The 11,625-nt window shown below is 70.4% G+C and carries 7 protein-coding genes; 2 read left to right on the plus strand and 5 right to left on the minus strand.

Annotated elements, in window-relative coordinates; genetic code table 11:
- Positions 1–8 precede the first annotated feature (8 nt).
- The 3 genes from AAD496_RS07090 to AAD496_RS07100 all read right to left on the minus strand — a co-directional run bounded on the left by AAD496_RS07090 (position 9) and on the right by AAD496_RS07100 (position 5,702).
- Positions 9–1,601, minus strand: coding sequence for an RsmB/NOP family class I SAM-dependent RNA methyltransferase (locus AAD496_RS07090; RefSeq protein ID WP_349827964.1), 1,593 nt, complete (start codon positions 1,599–1,601; stop codon positions 9–11).
- Positions 1,598–2,629, minus strand: coding sequence for a methionyl-tRNA formyltransferase (fmt, locus tag AAD496_RS07095; RefSeq protein ID WP_349827965.1), 1,032 nt, complete (start codon positions 2,627–2,629; stop codon positions 1,598–1,600). Before fmt ends, AAD496_RS07090 begins: the two co-directional genes overlap by 4 nt.
- A 103-nt stretch (positions 2,630–2,732) precedes the next feature.
- Entirely contained in the window at positions 2,733–5,702 is a 2,970-nt protein-coding gene (locus AAD496_RS07100; RefSeq protein WP_349827966.1) for an HNH endonuclease signature motif containing protein, read from the minus strand.
- 506 nt (positions 5,703–6,208) lie between these two features.
- Here AAD496_RS07100 and AAD496_RS07105 point away from each other — a divergent pair.
- Both AAD496_RS07105 and AAD496_RS07110 read left to right on the plus strand, forming a co-directional pair.
- Positions 6,209–6,928 (plus strand): hypothetical protein, encoded by a 720-nt coding sequence (locus AAD496_RS07105; RefSeq protein WP_349827967.1) that lies wholly within the window; start codon positions 6,209–6,211, stop codon positions 6,926–6,928.
- Between the two features lie 23 nt (positions 6,929–6,951).
- Positions 6,952–7,788 (plus strand): PKD domain-containing protein, encoded by an 837-nt coding sequence (locus tag AAD496_RS07110; RefSeq protein WP_349827968.1) that lies wholly within the window; start codon positions 6,952–6,954, stop codon positions 7,786–7,788.
- 145 nt (positions 7,789–7,933) lie between these two features.
- Here the strand turns inward: AAD496_RS07110 and AAD496_RS07115 are convergent, their stop codons facing one another.
- Positions 7,934–10,171: a primosomal protein N' family DNA-binding protein gene (locus tag AAD496_RS07115; protein WP_349827969.1), complete on the minus strand. Its 2,238-nt coding sequence runs from the start codon at positions 10,169–10,171 to the stop codon at positions 7,934–7,936.
- Positions 10,172–10,267: 96 nt separating this feature from the next.
- Positions 10,268–11,527, minus strand: coding sequence for a methionine adenosyltransferase (metK, locus tag AAD496_RS07120; protein ID WP_349827970.1), 1,260 nt, complete (start codon positions 11,525–11,527; stop codon positions 10,268–10,270).
- Positions 11,528–11,625: the final 98 nt, after the last annotated feature.

Here is an 11,625-nt window from a genome sequence, read left to right on the forward strand (position 1 = left end):
CGAGCGGTTCAGGCCTGCTTCCGCAGCAGGGCGAGGAACATCCCGTCGGTGCCGTGCCGATCGGGCCACAGTTGTGCGCAGCGTCCCGTCCCCACCGCCGCCGAGGCGAACCCGGCCGCGTCCTCCCCCGTGACCGCCGCGAGGACGGCCGGGGCGTCGAGGACCGTCAGTCCCGGCAGACCTTCGACATCCGGGGTCTCACCCGCGACGTCACGGATCACGGCGACCGTCTCCTCCGCGTGCGGCGAGCAGGTCGTGTAGGCGAGCGCTCCCCCCGGCACGAGCGAGTCCCAGGCCGCGGCGAGCAGGTCCCGCTGGACGGGGCCGAGTTCGACGACGTCCTCGGGACGACGCCGCCAGCGTGCCTCGGGACGCCGGCGCAGTGCACCGAGCCCGGAACACGGCACGTCGACGAGCACCCGCGAGAACGACTGCGGGTGTGTGTGCCCGAACTCACGCCCGTCGGCCTGCTGCACGTCGACCCAGGGCGACCCGTCCGCCCGGAGGACCGCACGGGTCGAGTCGACGACGAGCCCGGCACGGTGCTCCGAGGCGTCGGTCGCGACGACGCGGCGCACACCACCCTCCCCCGCCGCCGAGGCGCCCGCCGGGATGGAACCGGACCGTGCCCGGAGTTCCGCTGCGAGAACCGCCGTCTTGCCACCGGGACCGGCGCACATGTCGAACCAGTCGCCGGCAGGGATGGCGGGGAAGGCAGGCGCCGGGGCCGTGTCGCAGCGGGTGAGCGCGAGGGCGACGAGCTGGGAGCCCTCGTCCTGGACGCGGGCGGTGCCGGCGGCGACTTCGGGGACGGACAGAGGGTCGCCGTGATCGAGGAGCACACCGAGGGGCGACAGGGCGGCCGGCGCACCGTGGGCGGCGGCGATCGCGTCGCGGTCGGCCAGACCGGGCAGGGCGGTGAGGCTCACGCGCGCCGGGGTGTTGTCGGCCTCGAGGAGCGCCGGGAGTTCGGAGCGGTCGCGTCCGTGGGCGTCGAGCGCATCGCCGAGGGCACGCACGATCCACTCGGGGTGCGAGGTGCGGATCATGAGCGCGGTCTCCTCGGAGGCGCCGGCCGTCACGTGCTCGATCCACTCCTCGCGGGTGCGCTCCGTCACGCGGCGCATGACGGCGTTGGTGAAGCCCGTGGCGCGGGCGTGGGTGCGCTTGAGGAGGTTGACCGTCTCCGCGACGGCGGCGTGGGCCGGGGTGCGCATGCCGAGCACCTGGTGGGCACCCATGCGCATCGCGGCGAGCACCGGCGGGTCGATCTTCGCCACCGGGCGACCGGCCGCGTCCGCGATGACCGCGTCGTACAGGCCGAGGCCGCGGAGGGTGCCGTAGGTGAGCTCGGTGGCGAAGGCCGCGTCGGGCCCGCCGATCCCGGCCCGGCCGAGGGCCTGCGGGAGGACGAGGTTGGCGTAGGCGTCCTCGACGGCGACCTCCGTGAGGACCTTCCACGCAACACGCCGCGGGTTCTGCTGCGGCGTCCTGACCGGGCCGCGGGGACCCGGCTTGCGCTTCTTCGGCCGTCCGTTCCGCGGGGTGCCGCCGTGGCCCTTCTTCCCGTTCTTCTGCGCGCCGGATCCTGTGGGGCTCATCGTCCGGTCTCCGTGTCAGTCGTGGGGGTGGCTGCGGGAGTGGTGGGCGCCTCGGCAGCGAGGGTGGCGTCCGGGGCAGAGTCTGCCGGGGCCGGGTCGAAGGTGACGGTGCCCTGGCGACCGCGGAGGAAGGCCGGGGCGTCGGTCATCGGTTTGCCGGAAGGCTGGATCCGCTCGACGGACACGGCGCCCTCCGCGCACCCGATGACGACGGTCTCCCCAGTCGGGTCACCGGCCGCCGTGGTCGCGGTCGTCACGACGCCGACTCCGGGCGTGGTCACGTCGTGGGCCACACGGATCCCGGCGAGCTTGGTGCGCTTGCCGTCGAGTTCCGCCCAGGGACCGGGTGCCGGTGAGACCCCGCGGGCGTGGGCGGACACCTGCTGTGCGGACAGTGCGAAGTCGAGGCGCGCCTCGGCGGGCAGGATCTTCTCCGCGTGGGTGCCCGCGGCGGGCTGTGGTTCGAAGGTCGCGGTCTCGGCGGCCACCGCGTCGAGGGCCTCGACGAGGACGGGGGCACCGCGATGGGCGTAGTCCTCGAGGGCCGCTCCGGCGTCGACCTCGGGGAGGTCGAATTCGCGGCGGAGGACGACGTCGCCGGTGTCCATGCCGGTGTCGAGGCGGAAGACGGTGACTCCGGAGGTGTCCTGACCCGCCATGATCGCCCGTTGCAGCGGTGCGGCGCCGCGCCAGTCGGGCAGCAGGGAGAAGTGGAGGTTGAACCACCCGTGGCGAACGGCTGCGAGGGCACGAGGACCTGCGAGTGCCCCGTATGCGACGACGGCGACGGCGTCGAGGTCGAGGGCTTCGAGCTCGGACAGGACCTCTCCCCGCAGGCGATCGGCCTCGATGACGGGAAGGCCCGCCTCGATCGCACGGGTCTTCACGGGGCTGGGCGTGAGCACCCGCTTGCGGCCGACCGGGGCATCGGGCCGGGTGAGGACGGCGACGACCTCGTGCCCGGAGGTCAGCAGCGCGTCGAGGGACGGGACGGCCACGGCGGGGGTACCAGCGAAGAGAATGCGCACGGCCGTCGAGTCTACCGGTGAGGTGCGGGGTCGTTCCCGTGAGGTGCGGTGTACCGCCGGGAGGCCGAGGGCATGGAAGAGTACGGGCACCGATGGGTGGGATCTAGAAGGGCGGGGGTCCGCTGCTGCCCCAGGCATCCGGGTCGTCCGGATCGAGGTGCGGGAGTTTCCACGGGTCGACCAGAACTGAGGTGGACGCGGTCCCGTTCGAGCCCGAGGTGCAGATCGAGTCCGAGGTGACGGTCGAGTCCGAGGTGCCGTCGCCATCCGTACCAGTCGCCTCGGTATACACACCGATCCCCTCGACGGGCACCCACATCCCCCGGGTAGTCACACCCGTCCCGTCGCTCGACACACCCGTCCTGTCCCCCTCGGCGCACACATCTGCCCTGTCGTCACCTCCGGGGCCCTCACCTCCACCAGGAGCCCCGTCATCGGGATTCTCATCTCGCCCGGGACGACTGCCGTTGCCGGGACCGTCGTCATCGTCGCGGTCGTCCCCGTCGTCGGGGTCCGGATCGAGGTCACGCATTCGGCGGGCCTGTTCGGTATCGATCGGCCGGTCCGGCGGATACACCCGGAACGTCTCCCGGTACTCGAACTCCCACACCCGTGCCCCGTCACCGGTCGTGGACACACCACAGCGCCGGTCCGTCTTCGCCTGATGATGTTTCTTGCACAAAGGATGCAGATTCCTGAACACGGTGAGCCCACCCCGCCACGGATCCCCGTGATCGAAGGGCTCCACATGATCGATCTCGCACCGATACGCCCGCCTGGTACACCCCGGCGCGGTACACATGTCCCACCGGGCTCCCACCGACAAGCGCACGTCCCGCGACACCCGATAGGTCCGCGCCCGTGCATCCAGGGGCGTCCCCGTGGCCGGGTCCGTGAGGATCCGGGTCCATGTCGAGCACCCCGCAGCGATCCGCCGCGCCGTCTCCGCAGGGACCGGGGATCCATCGGGCAGGAGCCCGGGCAGGTCACCGTGCCCGGTCAACGTCAGGGCCGGGACGGTGACGAGGACGGCGGCCTGCTGGGACAGGAAGTCCCGCGTCGCAGGCATCTGCACCCGCACCCACCGGACACGCTCCTCATCCTCGCCGTCAATGCCCTCAGTCTGCTCGGTGCTCTCAGTCTGCTCGGTGCTCTCAGTCTGTTCAGTGTTCTCAGTCTGTTCAGTGTTCTCAGGCCCGCCCTCGCCGGATTCTGCGGGTGCCGGGTCGACGACAGGGACGGACTCAGGGATGGGCAGCGTGTCGGGGGTGGGGATGGTTCGGACCTCCGTCTGCGGCAGAGCCCCTTCGGCCAGGTCGAACATGAGAGCGCCCAGGGACCGGTCATCGGCGATCCGCCGACCTTCCGGCACCTCGGCGAATGTCTCCGTATCACTCTTGAGGATCGCCACCCCGGTCGCCTCCAGGCGTCGTTTCCACGCCAGGATCCGCTCCAGATCCGCCGTGAACACGAGCGCGGCCGACCCGTCCGGATTCGTCTGGAGGCGCACGTTCCGCGACCGGTGGGCCTCCGCAGCACGTTCCTCCGGCGACTCGACGGTCGCGATCTTCTCCCGCAGCGTCTTCCGGAAGGTCTCCAGACTCACCCCGGCCCGCCGGTCCGCCAGATACTCGTCGACGTCCCTCAGCACGCCTGCCGGCAATGTCTTGCACATCTGCCCGGCCGCCTCGACCTGGGAGAACGTGAAATCCCCGGCGATCGCTCGGGCATAGAACCGCGGCAGCCCGTACACGACGGTGAGACTGCTGTAGGCCAGGGACGTCATCACCCGGTCGGTGAGACACAACTGGCCGGCCAGATGGGTGAGGTCGACTACGTCGACATGCGCCTTCACCCAGTCGACCAGCGACTGCGAGAGGCGCAGGTGCGGGAACGCCCGGGCACCGGCCACCGGGCCCGCACTCGCGGCAGCTTCGGCTTCTTTGCGTGCCCGTTCGGCATCCCGGGCCGCCTGCCGAGCCCGCTCACGCATGTCCATCGCATCGCCGAGGGCCAGCCATGCAGTGATCCGGGCGGCCTCGGCGTGTTCGAGACGCGATCTGGCGGCAGCGACCGTGATCGGCAGGAGGGACACGAGCCCGGCGTCCGGGGCGATCGCTGCATCCGTCGAGGTACCGGTGGCGCCCGTCCAGACGGAGGCCGGCTGCCAGTCCTCCACCGGGACTGTGGCCGCGACCGGGCATGCACCGGGCAGGTGCACGACGTCACCCGGGCCTGGCTCCGGCTCCTCGGGCAGCTCGATGTCGGAGAAGTCCGCGGGCGTCAGTCGCGGTTCGTCCCGCCACGCATCGAACGTCTGCTGCGCCCTCCACTCCTGTGCGGACATCACGGTCGTGAGTGCATGGACGGCCTCCGCGCAGGTCGGGACGGTCGTAGCCGCCACAGCATTCAGATACTCGGACTCATCCGCGACGGTCGTCGGTCCCACCGCGTGGGCGGCGATCGTGAGGGCCAGCTCGTCCTCGCATGCGAGTACGTGGTCACTGGCGGAGTCGAAGACGACCGTGGCGGCCGTGATGGGGCCGGACGTCTCGGCGTGGTCTTCCCACTCCTGGTGAGCGGTCTTCGCGGCTGCGGCAGCCCGTTCGGCGGCGTCGAGGCCGGCGGCAGTGTTCTCCCACCTCTCGAGGACTTCGGTGATGGTCTCGACCTGTCCGGTCCAGCCGGCGAGGTCCTTCCGGGAGGCGTGCCGGGGCCGCCCGACACGACGCACTGTCGGGTCCACCGGAGGTTCGGCGACACCGCCGTCACCGGCCGGGACACCGAGTACGGAGTCGGGGTCGTCCTCGCCGAAGACGATCACCTCGGCCAGGAGGTAGTCGGCGATGGTGCGCATCCGGTCGAGACCAGCCCGGTCGAAGGCGGTGGCCTGGTCCTTGAGGACGTCCAGGCGGTGCCGAGCTGCGGCCCGGCCGTTGCGGCTGCGAGCTCCCTCAGCGCCGAACCCCTCAGTGCAGGACCCCGCAGTGCCCGACCGCTCAGTACCAGCGGTGTCGGCAGGGCGAGACGTGGCGGTAGAGGCACCTGTCGTGTCGTCTGTCGTCGCGGTCATCGTCACCACCCCTCACCCGTCGTCACCGGGCGTACCCGATCCCGGAGGCCCCCGTACCGCTAGACCAGAAGCCTCTGCCCGAGGCGGGAAATCTCGCCGCGGAACAGCATCGGAACACCCATCACATTCGCAAATATCTCTGTACGTTCGATTCTTCCACAATCGAACGCGATTGCATGTAACGATTCAATAACGCCCTCGGGCAGGGGTGGCGACCGAGCGTCGTGACGCTGGTGCGGCCACCACGTACCCCCGCATCCCGCAGTCACGCTTCCGCGAGCACTTCCGGGCACCGGACTCCCCCTGCAAGCCTCCGTGCCCCTCCCGACCGGACCAAATCCGCCATCGGCGACTCCCTGCCATGTATACATGGGAGAAATCCGGCCAAGCCTGGTCCGGGTCGCTCGCTCGGTCTACTGTGGCAAGCACCGTCGAGTGGTGCGGACGATCACCGTTCTCCATCAAACGACAACGAGTGCCATCCGGACCCACCTGCTCGAGGCGCCATGCACCCCATTTCCTTCCGTCCTCCGACCGCCGACCGTCGCCGCACGTGGCGTATGGCCTCCAGTGCTGCCCTCTCCGGCCTGTTGTTTCTCGCCGCGTGTACTCCCGGCGAACCGGATCCATCGGAATCCCCCACCGCCGAGGCGCCCTCCACTTCGCACACCACCGACGCGGGCACCGGGGCCGGCGGCGGAGAGGATGCCGCGGGAACGGCGACGGCCGAGGGTGGTGGGACCGGCGAGGCGACAGATGCCGACCCGGACGCCGAGGAACTCGGTTACACGACGGAGCTCGTCCTCTCCGAGAACCAGAAGGAGGCCACGGCCCAGGCGATCGCCGTCCTCGAGGAGTACATCGCGGTGTCGAACGAGGTGTTCGGCGCCGGAGGCGAAGGCGTCGAGAAGTTCGACGACGTGGCGAGTGACGAAGTGCTGCTCGGCTCTCGGGAGGACGCGCAAATGCTCAAGGACGATGAGGCGACGATGGAGGGGGCGATCGTCCAGTCGATTCCGCTGGTGAGGATCGTCGACTTGAACAGGGCTGACGACACCTTCCTGCCGATCGTTGTTGCCGAGGCCTGCATCGATTCGTCGGCGTGGACATTCACGAACACCGAATCCGAAAAGACCGAGGACAGCGTCTTCGAGTACGTCATGGCCGAGTACGACGGCGCATGGTTCGTCTCCGAGCAGAGCTTGGTGGACGAATGCGAGTACTGACATTCTCCTATGGCCTCATCACCATGCTGATTCTGGCGTCTGCGGCGGTCATGGTGCTCGGCGGCGCCAGCCCTGCTGCGGCGGTACCTGGTGTCGGGTGCCGTTTCGGAAATGACGACGGCGGCAGTTGTGGCCACCAGGAGCGGACTTCGCCCGGCCCGAACCGTTCCTCCACCGGGACCGACCACGGTGACTCCGGCTCGGGCAGCGGCTCCGGCGGCGACACTCGGAACACGAATGCCGAACCCGTCGACCGGTTCGCGAACCCCGAGACCAACCCGCTGTGCGAGGCCGTCAACTCCCCGTCCACCGGCCGCACCGAGTACTACTGCTCCTACGCCCAACGCACCGGACCGGGTGACGACCCGGCTGAGAACGTCGTCGTCCTGCCCGTCGTCACCACCAGCGACTTCCAGAGTTTCGAGATCCCCTCCTCGACCCTCCACGCCTACCCCGCCGACTGGTCCGTCGCCCATCGCGAGACCGCCTTCTGGGCCGACTCGTCCACCCACACCCTCGACCTCACCCTCGCCGGATTCCCCGTCCAGGTGCGTGCCACCCCCGTCGAATACCGATGGGACTTCGGCGACGGGACCACCGAGACGACCACCTCCGCGGGCTTCGAACCGGACACGATCGACCAGGCGACCCTCACCCACGTCTACAGCGAGGCGGGCGAGGTCACCGTCGACCTCACCACCGTCTACTCCGGCATGTACCGCATCGGCACCGGACCCTGGCTGCTCATCGCCGGCCACGCCCAGGTCGCGAGCACCGGGGTCGACATGGAGATCTACCGGTTCCACCGCTACCTGGTACGCGAGAACTGCCTGGAGAACCCCACTGGCCCGGACTGCTGACGCCTCCGCAGAGCCGACTCCCGTGAAGTCGGACGCGGGAGACCTCGAAATCACGGAGTTCGGCACGGATCACGAGGTTCGCCCACCGTGATCCGCGACAGAACCCGTGATCTCGCAGCGATGCGCCCCCGGGACGAGTACCCGGTCAGAGCGCCTCGGGGGCGTCGAGGCGGGCCCTCACCTGCGGACGCTGACGCATCGATCGGCTGGCGGTGATCTCCGCGAGCCGTCTCGTGTACCGCGCACCCCCGGCCACGGGGAACGCGAGGACCACGGAGTGCGGGTCCTCCTTCTCGACGAGCAGCTCGAGCGAGCCGCTCTCCTCACGGACCGGACCTCCCCCGGAGTCCGGACCTCCCGCTGCCGAGGCGCCCGGACCGGGCGTCTCCCCCGCACCGTTCCCGGCCGCCACGCCGTCGCCCGCCGCAGCTCCATCGCCCAACCCCGGCCCGTCCACCGCCCGAAGGGCCTCGATCACCTCGTCGACGGCCTCGCGTTCGCCGGTGAGCTCGACGATGCGCCGGGCGGGTGGCAGACCCAGATGCGTCCGGTCGGCCAGCTGGGCGTGGGCGTAACCGACCGGATCGAACCGGAGCACCGCCCGCTGGACGAGCGGGTCGAGGTCCATGAGCAGCACCCGACCGCCGTGGGCACTGCTGCGGACCAGGGAGGCCGCGCGCAGCCGCCGGTCGACGGCATGGTCCGTGGCACGCAGGTGCGGGCCCGGCCACAGGGTGTCGAGCAACAACCCGAGCGCGTAGCCACCCTCGGTGTAGGGCTCCGCGCCGGTGGTCGCGACGACGATCGCGGGTTCCGGATCGACCGTGCGCCGGACGTGGTCCCCGCCGGAACGCAGGACCCGGACACCGGGGAATGCACGGCCGAGTTCCAGATGGATCTTCTCCAGACCGGAGACCACCGAACGCACGCCGTTCCCACCGCACTCGGCGCACCGGAACTCCCCCGACCGGTAGGTGCACCGCTTGCAGGAGAAGGGCCCCACGGCCGTCGCCGCCGTGAGGGGGTTCTCGCAGTCGGGACAGCGGGCGACCGCCCGACACCGGGCGCAGGCGACGACCGGCATGAAACCGGTCCGTGGCACCTGGACGAGCACCGGTCCGACCGCGGTGTTCCGCTTGGTGCGGCCGAGCGCCTCGCGCATCATCGTGAAGGCCCGGGGGCTCAGCAGCCTGCGTTCGACGGGGTCGTCCTCGTCGGGCAGGAACACCAGTGGCGTGTGCTCCCGTCGGAAGGTACGTTCCTGCGCGACCTCGCCGGCCCAGCCGGTCTCGACCAGACGTTGCACGTCGACGGAGCGCCCGTGGTCGAGGAACAGGGCCGCCGACCGTTCGAGGTGTGCCCGGGTGAGGAGCACCTCGCGCGCGTGGGGGTACGGACTGCGTCTCTCCTCATAGGAACCGTCCTGGTCCATCGTGCAGATGACGATGCCCGGATCGACGAGCGGTGCGTAGGCCGCCGTGCGCGTCCCGATCACCAGGCGGGCCCGCCCGGTGAGCACCCGCACCCATTCGGTCCACCGGACGTCCTGGTCCTGGTCGGCGGTGAGCACCGCCGCGTGCTCGGTCAAGGCACCCAGTCGTGACCGCAGCGCTTCCAGCTCCCGGTGGTCGGGCACGAGCCACAGTGCCGTCCGGCCCTGGGCGATGACCTCCGCGGCCGCCCGCATCCCCAGCCGGACCCAGCCGGTGCCGGGATCGTCCCCGGGCAGGACGGTGAGTGCGGCCCGGGGGCCGTGTACGCCCGGCATCTCCCCAGGTGACAGCTCTGCCGCCCACTGGCCGAGGGCGTGCAGGTAGTCGGTGAAGGCCGGTGGCTCGTCCGCGCCCGCCGGGTGGTCCGCCAGGGCGAAGACCTCGTCCTCGTCCGGCGCGTACTCCGGCAGCGACAGCGCCGCCTTCTCCCCCTTCGCGTGCCGGGGCGGGATGGCCAGGCGCAGGACGTCCGGCACGGTCCCGGCGTAGCGTTCGGCCACCGCTTCGCACAGACGTTGCAGGGCAGGGGTGAGCACCGGCAGGTCCGAGACCACCCGCTCGATCGGGGCCAACTCCCCCACGTGTTCGGTCGTCGCGGACCGGCCGAGCACGAACCCGGAGACCAACCGCCCCGCGAACCGCACGCGCACGCGCACCCCGGGGACCACGCGGTCGTCCCACGTGGCGGGGACCGCGTAGTCGAAGGGGCGCGCCAGGTGGGGCAGCTCCGTCTCGACGAGCACCTGCACGATCGGGTCGGACTCCGCGGGCTCGATCCCACCACGGACGCGCAGCTCCCCCGGCGCAGTGGCATCAACCGGGGGCTCGTCCGGGGACACGGCACCCCCGGTCACCACCGGTTCACCGAAGAGATCGACCTGTTCGCTCACGCCCCCACCCTAGGACCCCGAACGGACACGATTCCCACGGACACTGTTCCCACCGCTCCCGAGGTGCCCTCACCTCAGGAATGCACTGACCTCAGGTCAGACCGCTGCCCGCAGCGCCTCGGCCCGGTCGGTGCGCTCCCACGTGAAGGTGTCGAGCTCGCGGCCGAAGTGCCCGTAGGACGAGGTCTCCGCGTAGACGGGACGCTTGAGGTCGAGGTCGCGCATGATCGCGGCCGGGCGGAGGTCGAACACCTCGCGGACGGCGCGTTCGATCGCGGCCGGGTCGACGTGTGCGGTCCCGAAGGTCTCGACGTAGAGACCCACGGGCTCGGCGGCACCGATCGCGTAGGCGACCTGGACCTCGGCCCGGTCCGCCAGACCGGCCGCGACGACGTTCTTGGCCACCCATCGCATGGCGTAGGCGGCGGAGCGGTCGACCTTCGAGGGGTCCTTGCCGGAGAAGGCGCCACCACCGTGGCGGGCGAACCCACCGTAGGTGTCGACGATGATCTTGCGCCCGGTGAGTCCGGCGTCACCCATGGGCCCGCCGGTCACGAAGGGCCCGGCCGGGTTGAAGTACTGACGCATGCCCGAGGTGTCGAGTCCCGACTCCTGCAGCACGGGGTTGGCCACGTGAGTGAGCAGCGCGTCACGCAGGTCGTCCTGGCTGATGTCCGGCTCGTGCTGGCTGGAGACGACGACCGCCTCGACGGTCCGCGGGACGTCACCCTCGTACCCGATCGTCACCTGGGTCTTCCCGTCGGGCCGCAGGAACGGGAGCATCCCGGACTTCCGGACCTCGCTCAGCGTCTCCGACATGCGGTGCGCCAGGTGGATGGGCAGCGGCATGAGCGTGGGCGTGGAGTTGTCGGCGTACCCGAACATCAGCCCCTGGTCACCGGCGCCCACGGAGGCACCGTGGTCGTCCTCCTCGGCGATTCCCGCACCCGAGGCGCCCTGCACGTTCCTGTACAGCCCGTTCGCCGCCGCCTGCCGCTTCTCGTAGGGGTTCGACACCCCGGCGTAGATGTCGTTCGACTGCGCACCGATCGACACCGACACCCCGCAGGAATTGCCGTCGAAGCCCTTGTCCGAGGAGTCGTACCCGATCCCCGTGATGACGTCACGGACGATCCGGGCGATGTCGGAGTAGCCGTCGGTCCTCACCTCACCGGCCACGTGGACCAGCCCGGTCGTCACCATCGTCTCGACGGCGACCTTCGATTCCGGGTCCTGCCGCAGCATGTCGTCGAGGACGGCGTCGGAGATCTGGTCACAGATCTTGTCGGGGTGGCCCTCCGTCACCGATTCGGAGGTGAACTGACGGAGCGAAACACGCGCAGAAGTGGAAGTCACCCGTCCATCCTAGCGAGCAGGACCCACCGATTACGGATGGGACACCGTCCCATGACGTTCTGTGACGTGCGAGGCCCGCCACAGTCGGATCGACCGGG

The organism is Brevibacterium litoralis, assembly GCF_040212315.1.
Lineage (GTDB): Bacteria > Actinomycetota > Actinomycetes > Actinomycetales > Brevibacteriaceae > Brevibacterium > Brevibacterium litoralis.

Bases quoted from the DNA above. Each gene is read 5' to 3' on its own strand.
- AAD496_RS07090 (WP_349827964.1), bottom strand. From the start codon at position 1,601: ATGAGCCCCACAGGATCCGGCGCGCAGAAGAACGGGAAGAAGGGCCAC.
- AAD496_RS07100 (WP_349827966.1), bottom strand. From the start codon at position 5,702: ATGACCGCGACGACAGACGACACGACAGGTGCCTCTACCGCCACGTCT.
- AAD496_RS07105 (WP_349827967.1), top strand. From the start codon at position 6,209: ATGCACCCCATTTCCTTCCGTCCTCCGACCGCCGACCGTCGCCGCACG.
- AAD496_RS07110 (WP_349827968.1), top strand. From the start codon at position 6,952: ATGCTGATTCTGGCGTCTGCGGCGGTCATGGTGCTCGGCGGCGCCAGC.